The organism is Mycobacterium sp. IS-1556, from assembly GCF_001499985.1.
GTDB lineage: Bacteria > Actinomycetota > Actinomycetes > Mycobacteriales > Mycobacteriaceae > Mycobacterium.
Window position 1 is genome coordinate 56,061 of record NZ_LQIM01000004.1, and the last position, 21,907, is coordinate 77,967.

At 68.2% G+C, this 21,907-nt stretch carries 24 protein-coding genes; 18 read left to right on the top strand and 6 right to left on the bottom strand.

Annotated features, from left to right (window positions below; all coding sequences use genetic code 11):
• Positions 1–4 precede the first annotated feature (4 nt).
• Entirely contained in the window at positions 5–316 is a 312-nt protein-coding gene (locus AU187_RS05170; protein WP_059098710.1) for a hypothetical protein, read from the top strand.
• 6 nt (positions 317–322) lie between these two features.
• Here the strand turns inward: AU187_RS05170 and fadD2 are convergent, their stop codons facing one another.
• Positions 323–2,005 (bottom strand): long-chain-fatty-acid--CoA ligase FadD2, encoded by a 1,683-nt coding sequence (gene fadD2 / locus AU187_RS05175; protein ID WP_059098711.1) that lies wholly within the window; start codon positions 2,003–2,005, stop codon positions 323–325.
• A 55-nt stretch (positions 2,006–2,060) separates the two neighbouring features.
• Between fadD2 and AU187_RS05180 the strand changes: the two genes are divergently transcribed.
• The 3 genes from AU187_RS05180 (at position 2,061) to AU187_RS05190 (ending at position 4,376) form a co-directional block, all read left to right on the top strand.
• On the top strand, positions 2,061–3,329 hold the full coding sequence (locus tag AU187_RS05180) for a DNA polymerase domain-containing protein (RefSeq protein ID WP_059098712.1): 1,269 nt from the start codon (positions 2,061–2,063) through the stop codon (positions 3,327–3,329).
• Between the two features lie 132 nt (positions 3,330–3,461).
• On the top strand, positions 3,462–3,872 hold the full coding sequence (locus AU187_RS05185) for an STAS domain-containing protein (protein ID WP_059098804.1): 411 nt from the start codon (positions 3,462–3,464) through the stop codon (positions 3,870–3,872).
• Positions 3,873–4,004: 132 nt separating this feature from the next.
• Positions 4,005–4,376 (top strand): NYN domain-containing protein, encoded by a 372-nt coding sequence (locus tag AU187_RS05190; RefSeq protein WP_059098713.1) that lies wholly within the window; start codon positions 4,005–4,007, stop codon positions 4,374–4,376.
• Here AU187_RS05190 and AU187_RS05195 read toward each other — a convergent pair.
• Positions 4,360–4,995: a TIGR03086 family metal-binding protein gene (locus AU187_RS05195; RefSeq protein WP_172800161.1), complete on the bottom strand. Its 636-nt coding sequence runs from the start codon at positions 4,993–4,995 to the stop codon at positions 4,360–4,362. The two genes, AU187_RS05190 and AU187_RS05195, sit on opposite strands and share 17 nt — an antisense overlap.
• Before the next feature lie 51 nt (positions 4,996–5,046).
• On the opposite strand from AU187_RS05195, the gene AU187_RS05200 reads away from it, so the two are divergent.
• Both AU187_RS05200 and AU187_RS05205 read left to right on the top strand, forming a co-directional pair.
• On the top strand, positions 5,047–5,481 hold the full coding sequence (locus AU187_RS05200) for a MarR family winged helix-turn-helix transcriptional regulator (RefSeq protein ID WP_059098715.1): 435 nt from the start codon (positions 5,047–5,049) through the stop codon (positions 5,479–5,481).
• 10 nt (positions 5,482–5,491) lie between these two features.
• A complete protein-coding gene (locus tag AU187_RS05205) occupies positions 5,492–6,907 on the top strand; it encodes an NCS2 family permease (protein ID WP_059166339.1) in 1,416 nt (471 codons plus the stop codon).
• A 6-nt stretch (positions 6,908–6,913) separates the two neighbouring features.
• Here AU187_RS05205 and AU187_RS05210 read toward each other — a convergent pair whose 3' ends face one another.
• Complete coding sequence (locus tag AU187_RS05210; RefSeq protein WP_059098717.1) at positions 6,914–7,579, bottom strand: hypothetical protein; 666 nt, start codon at positions 7,577–7,579, stop codon at positions 6,914–6,916.
• Between the two features lie 23 nt (positions 7,580–7,602).
• Positions 7,603–8,151: a CsbD family protein gene (locus AU187_RS05215; RefSeq protein WP_059098718.1), complete on the bottom strand. Its 549-nt coding sequence runs from the start codon at positions 8,149–8,151 to the stop codon at positions 7,603–7,605.
• Between the two features lie 76 nt (positions 8,152–8,227).
• Between AU187_RS05215 and AU187_RS05220 the strand changes: the two genes are divergently transcribed.
• The 12 genes from AU187_RS05220 to AU187_RS05275 all read left to right on the top strand — a co-directional run bounded on the left by AU187_RS05220 (position 8,228) and on the right by AU187_RS05275 (position 18,923).
• On the top strand, positions 8,228–9,271 hold the full coding sequence (locus tag AU187_RS05220) for a CobW family GTP-binding protein (RefSeq protein WP_059098719.1): 1,044 nt from the start codon (positions 8,228–8,230) through the stop codon (positions 9,269–9,271).
• 19 nt (positions 9,272–9,290) lie between these two features.
• Positions 9,291–10,274, top strand: coding sequence for a non-homologous end-joining DNA ligase (ligD, locus tag AU187_RS05225; RefSeq protein ID WP_059166340.1), 984 nt, complete (start codon positions 9,291–9,293; stop codon positions 10,272–10,274).
• A gap of 50 nt (positions 10,275–10,324) precedes the next feature.
• A complete protein-coding gene (locus AU187_RS05230; RefSeq protein ID WP_059098721.1) occupies positions 10,325–11,290 on the top strand; it encodes a YihY/virulence factor BrkB family protein in 966 nt (321 codons plus the stop codon).
• A gap of 22 nt (positions 11,291–11,312) precedes the next feature.
• Positions 11,313–12,185, top strand: coding sequence for an MOSC domain-containing protein (locus AU187_RS05235; RefSeq protein ID WP_231740265.1), 873 nt, complete (start codon positions 11,313–11,315; stop codon positions 12,183–12,185).
• The gene (locus AU187_RS05240) at positions 12,185–12,994 is read left to right on the top strand and encodes an SDR family oxidoreductase (protein ID WP_059098723.1); all 810 of its coding nucleotides are present in this window, start codon (positions 12,185–12,187) and stop codon (positions 12,992–12,994) included. The genes AU187_RS05235 and AU187_RS05240 overlap by 1 nt, the downstream gene beginning before the upstream one ends.
• A 35-nt stretch (positions 12,995–13,029) precedes the next feature.
• Positions 13,030–13,938 carry an ABC transporter substrate-binding protein gene (locus AU187_RS05245; RefSeq protein ID WP_059098724.1) on the top strand — a complete coding sequence of 303 codons (909 nt, stop codon included), beginning with the start codon at positions 13,030–13,032 and terminating at the stop codon, positions 13,936–13,938.
• A gap of 12 nt (positions 13,939–13,950) precedes the next feature.
• Positions 13,951–14,661, top strand: coding sequence for a queuosine precursor transporter (locus tag AU187_RS05250; protein ID WP_059098725.1), 711 nt, complete (start codon positions 13,951–13,953; stop codon positions 14,659–14,661).
• Between the two features lie 74 nt (positions 14,662–14,735).
• A complete protein-coding gene (locus tag AU187_RS05255; protein WP_059098726.1) occupies positions 14,736–15,413 on the top strand; it encodes a 5-oxoprolinase subunit B family protein in 678 nt (225 codons plus the stop codon).
• Between the two features lie 66 nt (positions 15,414–15,479).
• Complete coding sequence (locus AU187_RS05260; protein WP_059098727.1) at positions 15,480–16,364, top strand: 5-oxoprolinase/urea amidolyase family protein; 885 nt, start codon at positions 15,480–15,482, stop codon at positions 16,362–16,364.
• A 37-nt stretch (positions 16,365–16,401) separates the two neighbouring features.
• Positions 16,402–16,983, top strand: a complete 582-nt coding sequence (locus tag AU187_RS05265; protein ID WP_082683955.1) for a GNAT family N-acetyltransferase — start codon at positions 16,402–16,404, stop codon at positions 16,981–16,983.
• A 114-nt stretch (positions 16,984–17,097) separates the two neighbouring features.
• The gene (locus AU187_RS05270; RefSeq protein ID WP_059098728.1) at positions 17,098–18,246 is read left to right on the top strand and encodes a uroporphyrinogen-III synthase; all 1,149 of its coding nucleotides are present in this window, start codon (positions 17,098–17,100) and stop codon (positions 18,244–18,246) included.
• Positions 18,243–18,923: a sirohydrochlorin chelatase gene (locus AU187_RS05275; protein ID WP_059098729.1), complete on the top strand. Its 681-nt coding sequence runs from the start codon at positions 18,243–18,245 to the stop codon at positions 18,921–18,923. The genes AU187_RS05270 and AU187_RS05275 overlap by 4 nt, the downstream gene beginning before the upstream one ends.
• 77 nt (positions 18,924–19,000) lie before the next feature.
• Here AU187_RS05275 and nirD read toward each other — a convergent pair whose 3' ends face one another.
• Both nirD and nirB read right to left on the bottom strand, forming a co-directional pair.
• Complete coding sequence (nirD, locus tag AU187_RS05280; RefSeq protein ID WP_059098730.1) at positions 19,001–19,348, bottom strand: nitrite reductase small subunit NirD; 348 nt, start codon at positions 19,346–19,348, stop codon at positions 19,001–19,003.
• A complete protein-coding gene (gene nirB / locus AU187_RS05285; protein WP_059098806.1) occupies positions 19,345–21,906 on the bottom strand; it encodes a nitrite reductase large subunit NirB in 2,562 nt (853 codons plus the stop codon). The genes nirD and nirB overlap by 4 nt, the downstream gene beginning before the upstream one ends.
• Position 21,907: the final 1 nt, after the last annotated feature.

The window sequence follows — 21,907 nt, forward strand, 5'->3', positions numbered from 1 at the left end:
TGTCATGACCAACGACGTCGAGAAGCGCTGGGACAAGCCGGGCGCATTCCGCGCCGCCGCCACCTATGTGGCCGTGGTGGTCGCGGTGGCGGCCGTCGCGTTCGTCATCTACGCAGTCGTGTCGAAGACTTCGGTGGTCGCCGCGTCGACCGTGCCGGCGATCCTGTTGCTCGGCGGGCTGGGCGCGTTCGTCAAGACCTACCGTGAGTGGAGGGCACAGGACCAGTGGGTGCAGTGGCAGGGGGCCGGCTGGTTCCTGCTCTTGCTGATGCTGGTGTGCCTGTCGATTCCCGGCGCGGCCGCGATGGCCGACTAGGGCCGCCTACTCCTCCACTTCCATTTCCCGGAGCTCACGCTTGAGGATCTTGCCGGTCGGGTTGCGCGGCAACTCGTCGAGGAAGACCACTTCGCGCGGCACCTTGTACCGGGCCAGGTGCTCGCGGACGTAATGCTTGATGTCGTCCTCGCCGATCGAGGCGCCATCGGCCTTGACCACGAAGGCGCGCAGCCGGTGTCCCCACTCCTTGTCCTCCACGCCAAGGGCGGTGGCCTCGACGACCTCGGGGTGACCGCTGATGAGGTCCTCGACCTCGGCGGGGAACACGTTCTCACCGCCGGACACGATCATCTCGTCGTCACGGCCGCTGACGTAGAGCAGGCCGTCCTCGTCGAAATAGCCGACGTCACCGGACGACATCAGCCCGTCGATGATCTCCTTGTGCCCGCCGCCGGTGTAGCCCTCGAACGGGAAGAAGTTGCCGACGAAGATGCGCCCCACCTCGCCCTGCGGCAGTTCCTTGCCGTTGTCGTCGAGGATCTTGACCTTCACACCCTTCACGATGGGGCCGACTGTGGCCGGATTCTTCTCCAGATCCTGGGGCCGCGCGATGGTGGCGAACGCGATCTCGGTCGACCCGTACAGGTTGTAGATGACGGGACCGAGCATCTTGAGTGCGCGCTGTGCCATCTCCGCGCCCAACTGCGATCCCGACACGAACACGATTCGCAGCGACGACAGGTCCGGCTTGCGCTCCATGCCCTCGAGCGCATCGAGCATCCGCGACAGCATCACCGGCACCACCACCACGGCGGTCACCTTGTGCTTCTCGATGTCCTCGAGCACGGTCGCGGGCTTGAAACGCCTGCGCAGCACCAACGTCGTGCCCAACATCATCGCGATCGTCGCGTGCAGAAAGCCCAGCGCATGAAACATCGGAGCGGGCAGCGACGTGACCTCGCCACCCTTGAACGGCACGTGCGAGAGCACACCGCCGATCGGGGCCAGGGTCGGCGGCGTACTTCTGTTGGCGCCCTTGGGAGTTCCCGTCGTACCGCTGGTCAGGATGATCACCGACGAGTGCTTGGTCGCCTTCGGCGCGGGCTTACCCGTATGACGGGAGACGAAGTCCTCGAGGGTCTCATCGGTGCTGTCGGACGGCTCGTCCTTGTCGGGGTTCACCCCGAGCGCGCGTAGCTTGCCCAGCGGCGGATCGGCCTTGGAAACCGCCTGGCAGTACTCGTCGTCGTAGATGATCAGCTTGGCGCCCTCGCGTTCGGACACCTCCTTGACCTGCGGACCCGAGAACTCGCTGTTGAGCAGGATGATGCGCGCACCGGTGCGGGCGGCGCCGTAGAGCGCGACGAGGAACCACCGGTGGTTGCGGGCCAGGATCGCAACGCCGTCACCGCCCTTGACGCCCTTCTCCAGCAGGCCGTTGGCCACCGAGTGCGCGGCGTCGTCGAGCTCCTTGAACGTCATCTCGCCGAAGTCGTCGATGATCGCGGTGCTGTTGGGCGTGCGACGCGCATTGAGGGCGGGGATCATCCCGAACTCGCCCCAGCGCCGGATGTCGGCGAGCATCCCGGCGATGTTCTGCGGCGGTTCGATCTTGAACGCGCCGGCGCCGAACATCTTGCTGGCGTAGTGCAGCTCGGCCGACCCCCGCTCGACGAGCTGTTGAGCCTTGGCGACTGCTTGCAACGGGAGATCGGAGAGTCTGGCCATGGACCCACAATATGTGACCGGCGTCGCACTTCGGCCGGGAAACTAGCATGACGATATGGCCTCTCGGCGGCAGGAAGCCCGGTACCTGGAGGTCGACGGTCTGCGGGTGCCCATCACCAACCCCGACAAAGTCGTCTTCCCCGAGATCGGGGTGACCAAGTCCGATCTGATGCACTACTACATCGGCGTCGCCGACGGCGCCCTGCGCGGCGTGCAGGACCGGCCGATGATCCTCAAGCGATTCGTCAAGGGCATCACCGAGGAGGCGGTGTTCCAGAAGCGGGCGCCGCAGAAGCGGCCGGATTTCGTCGACGTCGCTGAGCTGAAATACGCGTCCGGGACCTCGGCCGCCGAAGCGGTGATCCGCGATCGGGCCGGCTTGGTCTGGGCGGTGAACCTCGGCTGCGTCGACCTCAACCCCCATCCGGTGCGGTCGGACGATCTGGCCCATCCCGACGAGCTGCGTGTCGACCTCGACCCGATGCCCGGGGTCGCGTGGCCACAGATCATCGACGTGGCGATGGTCGCCCGGGAGGTGCTCGAGGACCACGGGTTGACGGCGTGGCCGAAGACGTCGGGGTCACGGGGTTTTCACATCTACGCCCGGATTCAGCGGCGGTGGCCGTTCAAGTTCGTTCGGCTCACCGCGCAGGCGGTCGCCCGTGAAATAGAGCGCCGCGCGCCCGACATCGCGACGGCGCGCTGGTGGAAGGAGGAACGCGAGGGCGTCTTCGTCGATTTCAACCAGAACGCGTTCGACCGGACCGTCGCCTCGGCCTACTCGGTGCGGGCGACGCCGGATGCCCGGGTGTCCACGCCCCTGCGCTGGAGCGAAGTGCCCGGCTGCCGACCGGAGGCGTTCACGATCGCGACGGTGCCGGAGCGGTTCGCCGAAACCGGCGATCCGTGGGAGGGCATCGACGACTCGGCGGGTTCGCTGGACGCGTTGCTCGATCTCGCCGACCGGCTCGGCCCGGCAGAAAAGGCGCCGCGCGGGGCGAAGCGTTCGGGCGGTGGAGACGCGCGTCGCAGCGCGGGCCGCACATCGTCGAAGCCGCTGATCGAGATCGCCCGCACGAAGACAAAGGACGAGGCGATGGCCGCTCTCGAACAATGGCGGCGACGTTACCCGTCGGTAGCCGAAAAACTCGAGCCCGCAGATGTTCTCGTCGACGGAATGCGGGGACCCAGTTCGATCTGGTATCGGATCCGGATCAACCTGCAGCATGTGCCCGAAAATCAGCGCCCCCCACAGGAAGAGCTGCTTGCCGACTACAGCCCCTGGGAGAACTACTCCGGTCCCCAGTGGTTGCGCCGCGGCTGACGGGTTTGCTGGTCGACGCGAATGCGGCTTCTTACCAAAGTATTAGCCGCCGCTCCCGGTTGCCTTAAATTGGCCGCTTAGCTTGGGTTCCAAGGTCAAGTTGAGGTGCAGGAGGCGGGGATGCCCGGAAAAATGTACGGCAATCCGACCTTCGACTGCGCCGGCGCGCAGCTTCACGCGGTGTGCCGCCAGCTGGCGACGGTCGTGACGGTCGACGGAGTCATCGACGATACGAACATCGAGCGGATCACCGCGTTCGCGCACCGGTTCGTGCTCGCCGAGAAGCCGTTCGTTCTCGACCTCAGCGGCGTCACTTCGTGTGCGGGCCAGATCGTTTCACTGATGTACGACGTCGATGAGTGCTGCTTCCACGCCGGTGTGGAGTGGTCGGTCATCGCCAGCGATGCTGTGCAGCGCGTGCTGCGCGGTACCGGAGTGAGCTTCCCGGTGGCCGAGTCGGTGCCGGACGCGCTTCACCACTTCGCCGACAGCATCGATCAACGGCGCCGCCTGCTGCCGCTGTTGACCAAGAAGACCGCATAGCGGAAGGCGACACACGTGCTACTCGACATTCGTTGGCTCGGTTACCTGCTTGGCCGTCGGCATCCGGCGGCCAAGCAGACCGGCCACGCCGCTCACTGAACCGACGCCCTCGACTGACGCCCGCACCGACGGATGCGCTGGATCGTCGACGGGATGAACGTGATCGGATCGCGCCCCGACGGTTGGTGGCGCGACCGGCACCGCGCGATGGTCGCCCTGGTCGAGCGCCTGGAACGGTGGCGACCCACCGGTGACGACGTCACGGTGGTGTTCGAACGGCCGCCGAAGCCACCGATCGTCTCGTCGACCATCACCGTCGCGCACGCGCCGCAGCCGGCCGTCAACTCGGCCGACGACGAGATCGTGCGACTGGTGAACGCCGACACCCGACCGGCCGACATTCGCGTTGCGACGTCGGATCGAACGCTCGCCGAGCGAGTGCGAGCCGCCGGCGCATCCGTATGTCCGGCGGACCGACTGCGCGATCTCATCGACCCACGGTGACGCCTTCCGCCCGCCAGTCGGGTGAGCGGCCGAGGTGGCGCAGCAGCCGATCGAGGTCGCTCGCGCCCGCTTCCGTGGGGACGGCGTGGGCGAACGGCGAGTTGTCCATGTCGCGGATCTCGCCGTCCGGAACCGCCAATGCCAGCGGTAGGACGGCCTCGATCACCTCGGCCGGCAGCGAGAACGGCACCCCGAGGCTGCGGGCGACGTCCCAGCCGTGGACGACATAGTCCACGAAGTGGAAGCCGATCGCCATCGATCCCGGGACGGCGGCGTCCTTCCCGAACTCGGGTAGCGCGAACGTCGCATCCGGCACGCCGTCGGCGGAGAACGCCTCGAGCACGTTGGCGGCGGCCGCGGCGTAGGTGCCGCCGGGGTCCGCGCGGACCGCGTCGGCGACGGTCGCGGGATCCCACATCGCAAGGTCTGCACCCGACCCGCGCGCGGCGGCGGCAAACCCGTTGTGCTGCACGGTCATATGGGTCAGCAGATCGCCGAGGTCCCAGCCGGCACACGGGGTCGGTGAAGCGAGGTCGCCGAGGGTGACGTCCGCGACGATGTCGACCGACGCGGCGACGGCGATCCGGTGGAGCGGTCGAAGGTCATTATTGATATGCATGTGCATACGATATGCGTCTACTTATCATTGGTCAATGCTTAACATTCGCCCATGCCGCCGAAGTCGAGACGACCGGACCTCGCGGCGATGCTCGCCCCGCTGCTGCGCCGGCTGATCGCCCTCGAAACCCCGATCCTGGCGTCGCACGACGTGTCGATGTGGGGATACAGCGTGCTGGTGGCGCTCGATGAGTCGCCGGTGCGCACCCAGGCCGCACTCGCCGAGGCGATCGGCGCCGACAAGACCCGGATCATTCCCACGCTGGACGAGTTGCAGGCCAAGGGCTACATCGAGCGCCGGCCCGATCCGGCCGACCGGCGTGCGCGGCTACTGGCCATCACCGACGAGGGCCGTGCCCTCAAGGACGCGGTGCAAGCGGAGATTCAGCGCGGAGAGGAGCGGTGGCTGTCGGTGTTGCCGGCCGCCGAGCGGCGGGCGTTCCTGCGGGCTCTGCACGAGATGACGCGCGTCGAGCCCAACCCATAGGGTTCGGAGAGTGACTCGCCTCGTCGACCGCTTCTTCGAGATCTCGGCGCGCGGTACGACGGTCGGCGCCGAGGTCCGCGGCGGACTGGTCACGTTCATCGCGATGGCCTACATCATCGTGTTGAACCCGATCATCCTGTCGAGCTCCGAGGACGTCGCCGGCGAGAGGCTCCAATTCGCCGAAGTTTCGGCGGTGACCGCGCTGACGGCGGGCGTGATGACGATCCTGTTCGGCGTCATCGCGCGGTTGCCGTTCGCGTTCGCCGCGGGCCTGGGCATCAACTCGTTCGTCGCGACCACGCTCGTCGGCTCCCTCACGTGGGCCGAAGCCATGGGCCTGGTGGTGATCAACGGGCTCGTCATCGTCGTGCTGGCCGCGACCGGATTGCGGCGGCTGGTATTCGACGCCGTGCCGATGCAGCTCAAGCTCGCGATCACGGCAGGCATCGGGCTGTTCATCCTGTTCGTCGGTCTGGTGGACGCCGGCTTCATCGGCAGCACCGGGGAGCCGTCACCGCCGGTCGGCCTGGGCCGTCTCGGCGACGGCTCGATCGGCACCGTGCCCACCGTCGTCTTCGTGTTCACGCTGCTGCTGACCGGAACCTTGGTGGCCCGAAAAGTGCGGGGCGGCATCCTCATCGGGCTCATCACCGGCACGGCCGTCGCGGTCGTCATCGAGGCGATCTGGCACCTCGGCCCGGCGGCTGACAAGCCCGGCGGGTGGAGCCTGTCGGTGCCGACGCTGTCGGGATCGCCGTTCGCGATCCCGGACCTCTCGCTGGTCGGCGCATTCAGCTTGGACAGTTTCGGTCCCGTCGGAATGATCGCAGCGATCATGTTCGTGTTCACGCTCGTGTTCGCGAACTTCTTCGACGCGATGGGGGTGTTCACCGGGCTGTCCCGCGAGGCGGGCCTGGCCGACGCGCAGGGCACCTTCCCGCGGCTGCGTTCGGCGCTGATCGTGGAGGGCGCCGGCGCGGTGGTCGGCGGCGCATCGTCGGCGTCGTCGAACACGGTGTTCCTCGAATCGGGCGCGGGCATCGGCGAGGGCGCCAGGACCGGCCTGGCGAACCTGGTGACCGGCGGGCTGTTCCTCGCGGCGATGTTCATCTCGCCACTGGCCAACGTCGTGCCCACCGAGGTGGCCGCCGCAGCACTCGTCGTCGTCGGCGTGATGATGGTGTCGCACCTGCGCCACATCGACATCTCCGAATTCTCGGTCGCCCTGCCGGTGGTGCTGACCGTGGCGACGATGCCGTTCTCGTACTCGATCGCCAACGGCATCGGCGTCGGCTTCATCGCCTGGGTGGTGTTGCGATCGGCGGTCGGCAAGGCGCGCGAGATCAGCCCGCTGCTGTGGGTCGTCGCCGCGGGGTTCCTGCTCTATTTCGGCCGCGGCTGGATCGAGTCGCTGATCGGGATGTAGCGCGGGTCAGCGGTCGGCTTGCCGCGTCTCCTTCTCCGTTTCGGCGAGATCCTCGATCCTGTCCGCCTGCGCCTGCGTCACCGTGGCATCGACGCGCTTTTCCGCAGCGTCGTCGAGCTTGGCGGCTGCGGTCGCTGCGACGCTGCGCTCGGCCGCATCGATCTGCGCCTCTTCGCGACGCTTGGCGGTCTCGACGTTCCTCTTGCGTTGGGTGGCGATCTGGTCGGCCTGCTTCTTGTTCGCGGCGATGCGCTTCTCGGCGTTCTCGATCGCCGCCCGCTTACGCTGCTGGGCCTCCTTGCGGGCCTCTCGGGCTTCGCGTTCGGTCTCCTCGAAGGCATCCTGCTTGTCCTGCAAGGCCTTCTCGCGCGTCACCTCCAACTCGGCATCGGCCTGCTTGGCGTTCTCGTCGGCGGCCGCGTCCAGTTCGGCCGCGCGGCGCAGCGCATCGCTGCGCTCGACGAGCGCGGCCCCCCGCTTACGCAGTTCGGGATCGCCGAGCGCGACGCCGACCGCGGTGTCCAACATGCCCAGCGAACGCTCGTAGAAGAGCCGGGCGGGCGCCTCGGAGTCCATTTGCGCGACGAACCGGTCGTCGATCAACTGCAGTGGCATGCGGGCCAGCTGGTACTGGATCCTCAGCACCGCCCTCGGGATAGCGGTGAGACTCATGGTCAAGCTCCTTTGTGCCCTGGTCAGGCGTCGTTGTTGAGGTTCTCGGCCTGCCGCCTGATGCGGGCGGCCTCCGCGTGCGCGCTGGCCGACTCCGCAACGGCTTCGCGATGTTCTTCGAGCGCGTCGGCGAGTTGGCTGTCGGCGTCGTGGATCTCGGCGCGCTGTTCGGCTTTCGCTTCGCGCGCCTTGCGCTCCGCATCCCGATCGGCCTGGCTGCGCTCTTCGTCGAGCTGCCGGTGGGCGGCCTGCTCGGCGGCCCGCTTCTGCGCGGCTTCCTGATTGTCCACCGCGGCCTGCTCGGCGGCCGTTTCGGCGTTCAGCGCGGCGCGTTCTCCGGCGCTTTCGCGGTTGGCCTCGGCCACATCGGCCCGGGCCTCCCGAGCCTCGGCGTCGGCGAGCGCCCGCGCCTTGTTTGCCTCTTTGCGCTGCTCGGCCTCGGCCTGCTGAAGCTGCCCTTCAGCGGTCAGCGAGTCGTTTCCGGTGACCGCGCCGAACACCTCTTTGGCCTTGCCCTTCACCGAGTCGATCAAGCTCTCGCGTGCCTGGCCGGCCTTGTCTTGGTCCGTCATTCGGGCCTCCTCTCGGGGGCTTAGGTTCCACATCCGACGGGGTCCGAAACACGGCTGTGGGCCAATCGCTGACATCATGTGTGCCGTGGTGGCCCGCGTCCTGCAGCCGACGGTTCCCGTCATTGCGCTCACCGGCTATCTCGGCGCCGGCAAGACGACCCTGCTCAACCATGTGCTGCGCGCACCGGGGGCCCGCATCGGCGTGGTGATCAACGACTTCGGCGAGCTCAACGTGGACGCCGCCCTGGTGAGCGGACAGGTCGACGAACCGGCCTCGATCGCAGGCGGCTGCATCTGCTGCCTGCCCGACGACGACGGACTCGACGAGGCGCTGGCCAAGCTCGCCGACCCGAAGCTGGCACTGGACGCGATCATCGTCGAAGCGAGCGGCCTGGCCGACCCGATCGCGATCTCGCGCATCATCCGGTTCAGCGGCGTGGACCGTATCCGGCCCGGCGGCATCGTCGACGTCATCGACGCCAAGGCACATTTCGGCACCGTCGACCCGCACGCCACCCCGCCGGCCCGGTACGCCGCGGCCTCTCTGGTGGTGGTGAACAAACTCGACCAGATACCGCACGACGACCGCGACGGCGTGCTCGCCCGCATCACCGACCGGGTGCGTGAACGCAATCCGGACGTCCACCTGGTCGGCGCCGTCGCGGGACGCGTCGATCCCGCGCTGCTGTACGACGTGTCCGAGGCGTCCACCGAGGACGGCCAGTTGTCGCTGCGCGAACTGCTGGTCGACGCCGAGCTCGACCAGCATCCGCACGTGCACGCCGACTCCGTCACCGTGACCAGCGACGGATGCGTCGACCCGGACGCGCTGTTCGACCTGCTCGAGCAGCCGCCCGACGGCGTGTACCGGCTCAAGGGCATCGTCGCGGTGCGCTACCGCGACCGCGTCCGCAGCTACGTCGTCAACGTGGTCGGGACGTCGGTGCACATCGCGGCCGCGCCGTCGTCGGCCCGGGCCAACAGCCTCGTGGCCATCGGCACGCACATCGATGCCGATGACGTCCGCGCTCGCGTCGAGGCCGCGCTGCGCCCGCACGACGGCGCCCCGTCCGCCGCCGGCGTGCGGCGCCTGCAGCGCTATCGCCGGCTGAGCGTGTGACGCTGCTTAAGGTGGGCTCATGAGCGTCGCCGAGGAGCGCGCCGGGGTTCGGCTGACAAACCTCGACCAGCCGTTGAGCGAGGATTCCGGGGCGACCAAGCGCGATCTCGTCGACTACCTCGACGCGGTGGCCGAACGAATTCTGCCGGGTCTGGCGGGGCGTCCGCTGACCGTGCTGCGAGTACTGCGCGGCCAGGCGCCGTTCATGCAGAAGAACGTCCCGAAGTACACCCCGGAGTGGGTGAAGACGGTGTCGATGTGGGCGGAGTCCTCGCACCGCGAGGTGCGCTACGCCCTGTGCGACGACCGCCGCACGCTGCTGTGGCTGGCCAACCAGCGCGCCGTCGAATACCACCCGACGCTGGGGCTGGCCGACGACATCTACCGCCCGACGCATCTGGTGCTCGACCTCGACCCGCCGCCCGGCAGCGCCTTCGACGCAGTGGTGGCCACGGCTGCGCTTGTGCGGCAGGCGCTTTCGGACTGCGGCCTGACGGGCGTGGTGAAGACCAGTGGCGCCAAGGGGCTACACGTGTTCGTGCCGGTCGACGACAGTGCCTCGGTCGACGACGTCGCGGCGGCCACCCGCGCCCTCGCGGCGCGTGCGGAGCAACTCGATCCCGCCCGCGCGACAACGGCTTTCATCGTCGAGGACCGCGAAGGCAAGGTCTTCATCGACTCCACCCGTGCCGGCGGTGCGACCGTCGTCGCCGCCTACAGTCCCCGACTGCGCGCCGGCACCCCCGTGTCGTTCCCGGTGGACTGGTCGGACCTGGACCGCATCACACCGGCCGACTTCTCGGTGCACACCGCGCTCGGTGTACTCGGCGACCGCGATCCGTGGGCCGAGCTGATGCCCGCCCCGCAGCCGCTGCCATCAGATCTGATCGAGCACGGCAGGACCATCCCCGTGGCGCGGGTGGCCGCGATGCACGAGGGCAAGCGCCGGGCGCGGGCGCGCCGCGCGCAGGACATCAAGGCGTCAGATTTGCCAGGGCGGTAAACGGGTATCGACCAGCGCATCAGCGAGGCCCGGGTAAGGGGGTCGGTGAGATGGTGGGCTGGCTGGACAGGCTGCAGCGACGTCACCGCCGCATCGGCTTCCTCATCGCGGTCATCTACAAGTACGTCGATGACCAGGGCGGCTACCTGGCCGCGCTGATCACGTACTACGCGTTCGTATCGCTGTTCCCGCTGCTGCTGTTGATGACGACGGCGTTGGGCGTGGTGCTCGCCGGACACCCGGACCTGCAGCAGCAGGTGCTGCAGTCCACGCTCAGCCAGTTCCCGGTCATCGGCAGCCAGTTGCAACGGCCGGAGCAACTCAGCGGCGGCGCCACGGGTGTCGTCGTCGGCATCGCCGGTGCGTTGTACGGCGGCCTGGGCGTGGGGCAGGCCGTGCAGAACGCGATGGACTCGGTGTGGGCGGTGCCGCGCAACAACCGGCCCGACCCGTTCCGGTCGCGGTTGCGCAGCCTGCTGCTGCTGTTCGTGCTGGGGTCCGCGGCCATCGCCACGACCGTGCTCTCGGCGGTCGGCCACGCGACCGCCGGCCTCGGGTGGCTCGGCAAGGTCGGCGTCACCGTCGTCACGGTGGGCATCAACGCGCTCATCTGCCTGGTGGCGTTCCGCGTCACCACAGTGCGGCGCCTCTCCTACCGCGACGTGCTGCCCGGCGCGCTGACCGCGGCGGTGATCTGGCAACTGCTGCAGTGGTTCGGCGCCAGCTATGTCACCCACGCGGTCAAGTCGACGAGCGCCACCAACAGCGTGTTCGCACTCGTGCTGGGGTTACTGGCATTCCTGTTCCTGGTGTCGGTGACGCTGGTGATGTGTGCGGAGATCAACGTGGTCCGGCTCGACCAGCTGCATCCCCGGGCACTGTTGACACCTTTCACCGACGACGTCGACCTCACCTCCGCCGACCGCCGCACCTACACGCGCAGGGCGAAAGCCGAACGGGCCAAAGGCTTTCAGCGCGTCAGCGTGCGCTTCGACGGTTCTCGCGAGCCTCCGTAGCGCCGGCTTGTACGGTCGGTACATGAGACGGATCCGAGATCGGATGACGGACAAGGTCGGACGCGTCGCCTCGCTGCGTCGCTATCCCGTGAAGTCGATGCTCGGGGAGCAGTGCGACTCCATCGAGCTCAGTCCGCTGGGCGGGGCCGGAGATCGGCGGTATGCGGTCATCGACGACGCCACCGGGCACGTCGCAACCGCCAAGCACCCCCGACTTTGGAGCGCGCTGCTGCAGTGTTCGTCGGCGACCGGACCCGACGGCGTCGCGGTGACGCTGCCCGACGGCCGCACGGTGCCGGTCGCCGAGGCGGCCGCGCCGCTGTCGGATCTGCTCGGCCGCACGGTGCACCTCGCCGACGAGCGAGCGGTCGGGGCCGTGCTCGAACGGTCCGATCCCGTCGACGTGCTCACCCACGGCATCGACGCGGAGATCGACCCCGTGCTGCTCGAACTCGCACAGGGCACGCCGGGCGGAGCGTTCGTCGACCATTCTCCTGTGCACCTGATCTGCACCGCCACGCTCGACGCCGTCGGGGTCGACCTGGCCGAGGCGATCCGGTACCGGCCGAACATCGTCGTCGAGACCCGCGGGTCTTCGCCCTTCGTCGAGAACGACTGGGTCGGTGCGCAGATCCAGCTCGGCGAGGTCCTGTTGCGGGGGACGCGGCCGACGCCGCGTTGCGCCGTGCCGACCCTGAAACACGGCCGCTCCGAACGCCTTCCGGGAGCCGTCCGGCACCTGCTCGAGCACAATCGCGTCGAGGTGCCCGGTTCCGGTGCGCTCCCCTGCGCCGGTCTGTACGCGGAGGTCATCACCGCCGGCACCGTCGGCATCGGTGACGAGGTCCGCATCATGGGCGACATCGACGTCGTCGATGCGGGTATGAAGATCTGATGACGCAACCCCCGCCACCACGCAAGTCCGTCTTCATCACCGGTGCTGCCGCCGGGATCGGCCGCGCCACCGCGCTGACGTTCGCCCGTAACGGCTTCGTCGTCGGCGGCTACGACATCGACGAGGTCGGTCTCAAGAGCCTGGCCGACGACATCGACGGGCTGGGCGCCACCGCTGTCGTCGGGCACCTCGACGTCACCGATCCCGACGAGATGGCGCAGCGCGTGCGCGAGTTCGCCGAAGCCGCCGGCGGCCGCCTCGACGTCATGATCAACAACGCGGGCATTCTGCGTGCGGGCCGGTTCGAGGAGATGGACATCCGCGGCCATCTCAAGGAGATCGACATCAACGCCAAGGGCGTCGTCAACGGCCTGTACGCGGCGTTCCCCTATCTGAGGGCGACGCCGAACTCGGTCGTCGTCAACCTCTCCTCCGCTTCGGCGATCTACGGCCAGGCCGAACTGGCGAACTACAGCGCCACGAAGTTCTTCGTCCGCGGGATCACCGAGGCGCTCGACATCGAGTGGAGCCGGTACGGCATCCGGGTCATCGCGATGTGGCCGCTGTACGTGCAGACCGCGATGACCGAGAGCATCAAGACCGGCACGACGGATTCGCTCGGCATCCGGCTGACGGCTCAGGACATCGCCGACGCGATCGTCAAGGCCACCGACCCGTCGTGGTTGCGGCGGGCCATCCACCAGGTGCACTTCCCGGTCGGATCCCAGACCAAGGTGCTGGCCGCGGGTTCCCGGTTCTCCCCTGGATGGCTGACCCGGCTGGTGAACAAGAAGCTGGCGCACTCCTGACGTGGTCTGACCGTTCGGTTGGCTAGGCTCGCCGAGTGGCCACACGGCTGACTCGGCGAGGCTTCCTGACGGTGACCGCGGGCGCGGCGCTCGTCGTCGCGGGATGCGGCTCGGACAAACCCGGCACCGTCGCCAAAGATGGCTCGGTCACCGTCAAGCATGTCTTCGGCGAGACCAAGATCCCGGCGCCGCCCACCCGGGTGGTCAGCGCGGGGCTCACCGAACAGGACGACCTGTTGGCGGTCGGGGTGGTGCCGATCGCGGTCACCGACTGGTTCGGTGGCGAACCGTTCGCAGTATGGCCGTGGGCGCAGCCGAAACTCGGCGGCGCCCAACCCACGGTGCTCAGCCTCGCCGACGGGATTCAGGTCGCCCAGATCGCGTCGCTGAACCCCGATCTGATCGTCGCCGTCAACGCCGGCCTGGACTCCGACACCTACACGAAACTGTCCGAGATCGCGCCGACGGTCGCACAGTCCGGGCACGCCGCGTTCTTCGAGCCGTGGAAGGACCAGGCGGGCACGGTCGGTCAGGCGGTCTTCAAGCACGACGAGATGCAAGCCCTGATCGCGGATGTCGACCAGAAGTTCACCGCGGTAGGTGAGAGCAACACCGCGTGGGCCGGCAGGAGTGCGGCACTGTTGCACGGCCGGCTGGACGATGGGGAGCCGCGGGCCCTGACCCCCGATTGGCGCGCCGAGTTCCTCACCCAGATGGGTCTTCGCGTCGTCGAGAATCCCGACACGGCCGACGTGCTGATCTGGGCCACCGAGAGCGACGAGGAACAGGCCGCGCTGCTGGCCGACCCGGCCGTCGCGAAGCGCGGTAAGGCCAACGTGTTCACGGGCAAGGAACTCGCCGGGGCGATCGCGTTCGCCTCACCGCTGTCGTATCCGGTGGTGGCCGACCGACTGCCGTCGCGCATCGCCCAAGCACTGAGTTGAGAAGATGACCCGGTGACGGTCACCCCGGACGCCCAGCAGACCGAGCACCGCGGCTTCGCCACCACGGGGTCGGCCTACTATCCGACGCTCGTCGCGGTGTTCACCGGCCTGGTGCTGATCTCGAACGTGGCGGCGACCAAGGGCATCGCGTTCGGCCCCATCATCGGCGACTGGTCGCTGATCACCGACGGCGGCTTCGTCGTGTTCCCGTTGACCTACGTGATCGGCGACGTGTTGTCGGAGGTGTACGGCTTTGCGGCCACCCGGCGCGCGATCTACATCGCGTTCGTGATGGAGGCGCTCGCGGCGTTCACGTTCTGGCTCACCGCCGTGCTGCCCGCCGCCGACTTCTACACCAATCAAGCGGCGTTCGAGGCCGTGGTGAAGCCGTTCACGCAGTTGATCATCGCGGGGCTGGCGGGCTTCATCGTGGGGCAGACGCTCAACGCCTGGGTCGTGGTGAAGGTCAAGACCCGGGTCGGCGAGAAGCATCTGTGGGCCCGGTTGATCGGCTCGACGGTCATCGGCGAGTTCGCCGACACGCTCGTGTTCTGCAGCATCGCCGCGGCCGCCATCGGGATCGACACCTGGGGTGACTTCCTCACGTACGTGGCGCTGGGGTGGGTGTACAAGACCGCGGTGGAGGTGGTCGTGCTGCCGGTGACCTACCGCGTCATCGCGTTCATCAAGCGCCGCGAACCGACCTATCGGCCCGCCTCCTGAGGCTTCGTTAAAACTCCTCTGGCAAGGCTCACAGAGCACGGGATTTGGTAGCTACTCGCGGGTAAGTTCGGGTCATGAGCGTGACAGCCGAAATGGACCGTGGCGTACGGGGCGCCGGCGCCATTCCCATCCGCGACTACGGGGAGCGGGCGCTCCTGCTCGAGTTCGACAGCACCGCCGCAGTATTGGCCTGGACCGAGGCGATCCGGCAGGCCGACCTGCCCGGCGTGCTCGACATCGTGCCGGCTTCGCGCACGGTGTTGATCAAGCTCGCTGGGCACCGGTACCAGGCGCCCACGCGGCAACGCCTGCGCAGCCTGCGTGTCGACGCCGACTTCGATGCGGAGTTGACACCGCCGGCAGACCGCCGCGCCGACGTCACGATCGACGTTGTCTACGACGGTCCGGATCTCGACGAGGTGGCCCGACTGACGGGCCTGACGCCCGAGCAGGTGGTCGCCGCGCACACCGGCAGCCTCTGGCGGGTCGGGTTCGGCGGCTTCGCACCGGGTTTCGCCTATCTCATCGGCGGTGATCCCCGCCTGGAGGTGCCGCGACGGTCCGAACCGCGAACCAAGGTGCCGGCCGGGGCCGTCGGTCTGGCGGGCGAGTTCAGCGGCGTCTATCCGCGTGAGTCCCCGGGCGGCTGGCAGTTGATCGGCCACACCTCTGCGGTGCTCTGGGACGTCGACCGTGAGAAGCCGGCGCTGCTGACATCGGGCATGTGGGTGCAGTTCCGGGATGTCGGATAGGACGTCAAATAGGACGTCAAATAGGACGTCAAATAGGACGTCAAATAGGACTGGGTAGGAGGGGCCATGACCACGCTTGAGATCCTGCGCTCCGGGCCGCTGGCGCTGATCGAGGACATGGGCCGCCCCGGGCTGGCGCACATGGGCGTCGGCCGATCCGGTGCCGCCGACCGCCGGTCGCACACGCTGGCCAACCGGCTGGTGGCCAACCCCGGCGATCGGGCCACCATCGAGGTGACGTTCGGCGGGCTGGCGGCGCGCGTGCGTGGTGGCGATATCGCCATCGCCGTCACCGGCGCCGACACCGACCCGGCTGTCAACGGAATACCGTTCGGCACCAACAGCATCCACTTCGCTCGCGACGGCGAGGTGATCACGCTCGGTGCACCGCACTCCGGCCTGCGGACCTATCTGGCGGTGCGCGGCGGTATCGACGTCGAGCCGGTCCTGGGGTCGCGGTCATACGACGTGATGTCCGCCATCGGACCGCAGCCGCTGCAGCCGGGTGATGTGCTGCCGGTCGGCGAGCACACCGAGGAGTTCCCCGAACTCGATCAGGCGCCGGTCGCGGCGATCGAGGACGACGCGCTCGAGCTGATGGTGGTGCCCGGTCCGCGCGACGACTGGTTCGTCGACCCGGATGTGTTGATCCGCACCAACTGGCTGGCGACCAACAAGAGCGACCGCGTGGGCATGCGGCTGGTCGGGATGCCGCTGGAGTACCGCCGTCCGGATCGGCAACTCCCCAGCGAAGGGGCCACCCGCGGCGCAATTCAAGTGCCGCCGAACGGTTTTCCGGTCATCTTGGGGCCGGACCATCCGGTCACCGGCGGCTACCCGGTGATCGGCGTCGTCGCCGACGAGGACATCGACAAGGTGGCTCAGGTGCGGCCCGGGCAAACGGTACGGATGCACTGGTCGCGGCCGCGCCGGCCATTCGAAGACGACTAGACAGACAACGAGCGCACCGCGCTGGTAGAAAAGCAGTGTGCATGTTCAGGAGTCCCATGTTCCCGTCGTGCGCATCCACACCGCGCGACTGATCCACACTTCCGACCTCGACCCCGAGACGCGCGAGGACGCCAAACGGATGGTGATCGAGGCGTTCGGCGGGGATTTCACCGAGGTCGACTGGGAACACTCCCTCGGCGGCATGCACGCGATGATCTTCGACCACGGCGCGCTGATCGCCCACGCGGCGGTGGTGCAGCGGCGGTTGCTGTATCGCAGGACGGCGCTGCGCTGCGGCTACGTGGAGGCGGTCGCGGTGCGCGAGGACTGGCGCGGGCAGGGCTTGGCGCGAGCCGTGATGGATGCCGTGGAGCAGGTGCTGCGCGGGGCGTATCAGCTCGGCGCGCTGAGCGCCTCGGAGGCGGGCAGGCACATCTACACCGCCCGCGGCTGGCTGCCGTGGCAGGGACCGACCTCGGTGCTCGCACCGGCCGGACTGACCCGCACTCCCGACGACGACCATGCGTTGTTCGTGTTGCCGGTGAGCCTGCCGGACGGCATGGCGCTGGACACCAGCGCCGAGATCACCTGCGACTGGCGCGACGGCGACGTCTGGTGAGATTCAGGTCATAACGCCCGCTTGACCTGGGATTTGTGGGCCGCCCGGACTGCCGACACGACTCCGCAACGGTCAATTAATCGCTCGGAAACATGCAGTGCATACACATGTCGCATGACCGAGCCCGACTGGGCGCCGCTCACCGGCTTCCGGGTGGCGGTGACCTCCGCCCGGCGTGCCGACGAGTTGAGTGCGCTGCTGCGCCGCCGCGGTGCGACGGTGACCAGCGCGCCGGCGATCCAGATGGTGCCGCTGCCCGACGACGACGTGTTGCGCGCGCACACTCGAGTTCTGATCGACGCACCACCGGACATCGTGATTGCCACCACCGGCATCGGCTTCCGCGGCTGGATCGCCGCCGCAGACGGCTGGGGCGTCGCCAACGACCTGATCGACGCGCTTGCCAAGGCGCGCATCCTCTCCCGTGGGCCAAAGGCGACGGGTGCCCTGCGCGCGGCCGGCCTGCCCGAGGAGTGGTCCCCAGACTCGGAGTCGTCGCGCGAGTTGGTGCATTACCTCGTCGCGGGCGGGATCGCCGGTCAGCGCGTCGCGGTCCAGATGCACGGCGCGACCGATGAGTGGGACCCGTTCCCCGAGTTTCTCGACGAGTTGCGTGCCGCCGGCGCCGAGGTCGTGCCGATCCTGGTGTACCGGTGGTATCCCGCGCCGCACAACGGAGACTTCGACCAACTGGTGGCCGGCATCGCCGAGGAGAAGTTCGACGCGGTCAGCTTCACCTCGGCGCCCGCGGTCGCGTCGGTTCTGCTGCGGGCCAAGGAAATGGGCCTGGAGAGCCGGGTGCTCGCGGCGTTTCGCGGTGACGTGCACGCGATGTGCGTCGGGCCCGTGACCGCCCGGCCGCTGGCCCGACTCGGGGTGCCGACGTCGGCGCCTGACCGAATGCGGTTGGGCGCGTTGGTCCGTCACATCACCGACGAGCTTCCGCTGTTGTGCGCGAGGACGGTTCGCGTGGCCGGGCATCTGCTCGAGATCCGCGGCACCTGCGTGCTGGTCGACGGCGTCGTCAAGCCGGTGTCGCCGGCCGGGATGGCGACGATCCGCGCGCTGGCCCACCGGCCCGGCGCCGTGGTGTCGCGCGCCGACCTGCTCCGGGCGCTGCCCGGCAACGGAACCGACACCCACGCGGTGGAAACCGCAGTGCTGCGGCTGCGAACGGCGTTGGGCGACAAGAATATCGTGTCGACGGTCGTCAAGCGGGGTTACCGACTGGCCGTCGAGGACAGTCTGGCGGTCGCACCATGAGTTTTCTGCTGGTGGCGCACGGCACCCGCAAACAGAGCGGGGTGTCGCTGATCGGGAACCTCGCAGATCGGGTGTCGACCGCGCTGGGCGCCCGCGTCCATGTCGCGTTCGTCGACGTGCTGGGCCCGACACCGAGCGAGGTGTTGCAAAGCCTGCCCGATCGCACGATCCTGGTGCCGGCGTTCCTGTCCCGCGGATATCACGTCAACACCGACATTCCCGCGCACGTCGCGGCCAGCGGACACCCCGGCGTGACAATCGCCGACGCGCTCGGTCCCAGCCCGCAGCTTACCCGCGTGCTGACCGATCGGCTGATCGAATCCGGTTGGCGGCCGGGCGATTCCGTGGTGCTGGCGGCGGCGGGCACCTCCGATACGGGTGCGTTGTCAGATCTGCGACGCATGTCGGCGCTGCTGTCGGCGGTGATCGGCGACCGGGTCGAGCTGGCGTATGCCGCCACCGGCGAGCCGCGGGTGGCCGACGCGGTGGCGAGTTTGCGCCGCAACGGCGCGCGGCGGGTCGTGGTCGCCTCATATCTTCTGGCCGAGGGTCTGTTCCAGGACCGGCTGCGCGCTAGTGGGGCCGACGCGGTGGCCGATCCGTTGGGTGGCCACCCCGCGATGGTCCGGTTGATCGCCAACCGGTTCCGCCGCGCCCGGCTGCCGTTGGCGGCCTAAGAGGTCTTTTGGCGAGCAGACGGAAATTGCCCCGAATGGCTGAAAATGGGGCACTTTGCGACTGCTCGCGAGGAAGGCTAGCCGCCGACTTCGACGTGACCGTCGGCAGTGAGCCGCGTCGGGTAGACCGGTAGCGAAACCTCGGGGTCGTCGAGGCACACACCGTCGTCAAGCGCGAACGCCTGCTTCTTGATCGGCGACTGCACGGTCGGACGTCCGCCGCGGTCACCCACGATGCCGCGCGACATCACCGCCGCCCCGGAGAACGGGTCGATGTTGCCGATCGCGTGCAGTGATCCGTCGTCGAGGCGGAACAGCGCCGCCTGACCACCGTCAGCGAGTAGCACGCCGACGCCGCGGTTGGGGATCAGGAAGTCATAGCGACAGGCCGACGTCCATACCTGGGTATCGTTGAGCACGGTCATCTTTGCGGCACCTTCGGCATCGCGAGCGGGACCTTGCGCCCCGAACTCTCGGTGAACTCGACAGTGGGATCGTCGACATCCGGGGCGTTCACGAACGACACGAACCGCGACAGTTTCTGCGGGTCCTCCAGCACGCCCTTCCATTCGCAGGCATAGCCGGCGACGTGGCGCTCCATGGCGTCTTCGAATTCGGTGGCCAGGCCGAGCGAGTCGTTGCAGACCACATCGCGCAGATGCTCCATGCCTGACTTACCCGGGAAGTCCATCGCTTCCAGCCACGGCGCCGTGCGCTGCAACCGGTCGGCGGTTCGGATGTAGAACATCAGGAACCGGTCGATGTAGCGGATCAGCGTCTCGTCGTCGAGGTCGCCGGCCAGCAGCTGTGCGTGCCGGGGCGTCATTCCGCCGTTGCCGCAGACGTAGAGATTCCACCCCTGTTCGGTGGCGATGACGCCGACGTCCTTGCTCTGCGCCTCCGCGCATTCGCGGGCGCAGCCGGAGACGGCCATCTTGATCTTGTGCGGGGCGCGCAGCCCGCGGTAGCGATTCTCGATCCTGACCGCCATGTCGACCGAATCCTGTTGACCGTAGCGGCACCAGGTGCTGCCCACACAGCTCTTCACCGTGCGCAGCGCCTTGCCGTAGGCGTGGCCGGATTCCATGCCACCGTCGACCAGCCGACGCCAGATCTCCGGCAGTTGATCGACCCGCGCGCCGAACATGTCGATGCGCTGGCCGCCGGTGATCTTGGTGTAAAGGTTGAAGTCCCTGGCGATCTCGCCGATCAGGATCAGCTGCTCCGGGGTGATCTCCCCGCCGGGCGACCGCGGCACCACCGAGTAGCTGCCGTTCTTCTGGATGTTGGCCAGGAAGTGGTCGTTGGAGTCCTGCAGCGAGGCCTGCTCACCGTCGAGGATGTGCTCCGAACTGGTCGACGCGAGGATCGACGCGACGACGGGTTTGCAGATGTCGCAACCTTTTCCGGTGCCGAACCGTTCGATCAGCCCGGAGAAGGTGCGGATCTCGGTTGCGCTGATGATCTCGAACAACTCGGCCCGCGACTGGCTGAAGTGCTCGCACAGCGCCTTGGACTGTTCGACACCCTCGGCCTCGAGCAGCTGCTTGAGCAGCGGCACGCACGAGCCGCACGACGTGCCGGCCAGCGTGCACTTCTTCAGGCTCGGCACGTCGCAGCAGCCGCCGGCGATGGCGCCGGTCAGGTCTCCCTTGGTGACGTTGTTGCACGAGCAGATCTGCGCGATATCCGGTAGCGCACCGACTCCCAGGCCCGGCGCGCTACCGTCGGAGACCGGCGCGATCAAGGACAGCGGATCGCCGGGCAGCTCGCTGGCGACCATCGGACGCAGCACACCGTAGGCCGACGCGTCACCGACCAGGATGCCGCCCAACAGGATCTTGGCGTCATCGGAGAGCACCAGCTTGGCGTAGGTCTGCTTGACCGGGTCGTTGACCACGACCTCCAGGCAGTTCGGCGTGCGGCCTTGGGCATCGCCGAAGCTGGCCACATCGACGCCGAGCAGCTTGAGCTTGGTCGACATGTCGGCTTCACCGAACTCGGCGGCACCGCCGAGCAGCCGGTCGGCCACCACCTCCGCGCTGGTGTACCCGGGGCCGACCAGCCCGTAGCAGCGGCCCTCGATCGCGGCCACTTCGCCGATGGCGTAGACGTCGGGATCGCTTGTGACACAGGAAAGGTCGGTGAGCACGCCGCCGCGCTGCGCGACATCCAGGCCGGCTTGACGGGCCAGTTCGTCGCGCGGGCGCACCCCGGCGGCGAACACGACCACGCCGGTGTCGATATGGCTGCCGTCGTTGAGCGACAACCGGACCGAATCGTCTCGGTCAGATTTGCGCAGCGGCTCATTGCGCTGCACCGGCACGATGCTCTCGGTGCCGACGCCGGTGTGCACCTCGATGCCGAGGCCCTTGATCATCCGGCTCAGCAGCGCACCGCCCGCCTCGTCGAGCTGCGCCGCCATCAGATGCGGTGCCATCTCGACGACGTGGGTCTTCAAGCCGAAGGTGCGCAACGCATTTGCCGCCTCCAGGCCGAGCAGGCCGCCGCCGATCACCACGCCGACCGGCGTTTTGGAACCGCGCGCGGCGTTCGCACCGGCCCGGATGGCGTCCAGATCATCGAGGGTCCGGTAGACGTGGCACACGGGCAGGTCACGGCCCGGGACCGGCGGAACGAAGGCATATGATCCGGTCGCCAACACCAGTGCGTCATACGGCACGCGCCGGCCGTCGGCGGTGAGCACCTCCTTCGCGGTCCGGTCGATTCCGGTCACCCGCGTGGCCAACCGCAGATCGACCAGATCGTCGCCCCGGTAGTCATTGCCCGGTAGCGCCAGCAGGTTGCGGTCCCAATGGTCGGTGTAACCGGTGAGCCCGACGCGGTCGTAGGCGGCGTCGGCCTCTTCGGCAAGAACGGTGACACGCCAGTCGCCGTCGGCGTCCCGGGAGCGAAGCGCCTCGACGAACCGGTGACCGACCATGCCGTGGCCGACAACCACCACGTTTCTTCTTGACCGCATG

Bases quoted from the DNA above. Each gene is read 5' to 3' on its own strand.
- AU187_RS05170 (WP_059098710.1), top strand. From the start codon at position 5: ATGACCAACGACGTCGAGAAGCGCTGGGACAAGCCGGGCGCATTCCGC.
- fadD2 (WP_059098711.1), bottom strand. From the start codon at position 2,005: ATGGCCAGACTCTCCGATCTCCCGTTGCAAGCAGTCGCCAAGGCTCAA.
- AU187_RS05180 (WP_059098712.1), top strand. From the start codon at position 2,061: ATGGCCTCTCGGCGGCAGGAAGCCCGGTACCTGGAGGTCGACGGTCTG.
- AU187_RS05185 (WP_059098804.1), top strand. From the start codon at position 3,462: ATGTACGGCAATCCGACCTTCGACTGCGCCGGCGCGCAGCTTCACGCG.
- AU187_RS05190 (WP_059098713.1), top strand. From the start codon at position 4,005: ATGCGCTGGATCGTCGACGGGATGAACGTGATCGGATCGCGCCCCGAC.
- AU187_RS05195 (WP_172800161.1), bottom strand. From the start codon at position 4,995: ATGCATATCAATAATGACCTTCGACCGCTCCACCGGATCGCCGTCGCC.
- AU187_RS05200 (WP_059098715.1), top strand. From the start codon at position 5,047: ATGCCGCCGAAGTCGAGACGACCGGACCTCGCGGCGATGCTCGCCCCG.
- AU187_RS05210 (WP_059098717.1), bottom strand. From the start codon at position 7,579: ATGAGTCTCACCGCTATCCCGAGGGCGGTGCTGAGGATCCAGTACCAG.
- AU187_RS05215 (WP_059098718.1), bottom strand. From the start codon at position 8,151: ATGACGGACCAAGACAAGGCCGGCCAGGCACGCGAGAGCTTGATCGAC.
- AU187_RS05220 (WP_059098719.1), top strand. From the start codon at position 8,228: ATGTGTGCCGTGGTGGCCCGCGTCCTGCAGCCGACGGTTCCCGTCATT.
- ligD (WP_059166340.1), top strand. From the start codon at position 9,291: ATGAGCGTCGCCGAGGAGCGCGCCGGGGTTCGGCTGACAAACCTCGAC.
- AU187_RS05230 (WP_059098721.1), top strand. From the start codon at position 10,325: ATGGTGGGCTGGCTGGACAGGCTGCAGCGACGTCACCGCCGCATCGGC.
- AU187_RS05235 (WP_231740265.1), top strand. From the start codon at position 11,313: ATGAGACGGATCCGAGATCGGATGACGGACAAGGTCGGACGCGTCGCC.
- AU187_RS05240 (WP_059098723.1), top strand. From the start codon at position 12,185: ATGACGCAACCCCCGCCACCACGCAAGTCCGTCTTCATCACCGGTGCT.
- AU187_RS05255 (WP_059098726.1), top strand. From the start codon at position 14,736: ATGAGCGTGACAGCCGAAATGGACCGTGGCGTACGGGGCGCCGGCGCC.
- AU187_RS05260 (WP_059098727.1), top strand. From the start codon at position 15,480: ATGACCACGCTTGAGATCCTGCGCTCCGGGCCGCTGGCGCTGATCGAG.
- AU187_RS05270 (WP_059098728.1), top strand. From the start codon at position 17,098: ATGACCGAGCCCGACTGGGCGCCGCTCACCGGCTTCCGGGTGGCGGTG.
- AU187_RS05275 (WP_059098729.1), top strand. From the start codon at position 18,243: ATGAGTTTTCTGCTGGTGGCGCACGGCACCCGCAAACAGAGCGGGGTG.
- nirD (WP_059098730.1), bottom strand. From the start codon at position 19,348: ATGACCGTGCTCAACGATACCCAGGTATGGACGTCGGCCTGTCGCTAT.
- nirB (WP_059098806.1), bottom strand. From the start codon at position 21,906: ATGCGGTCAAGAAGAAACGTGGTGGTTGTCGGCCACGGCATGGTCGGT.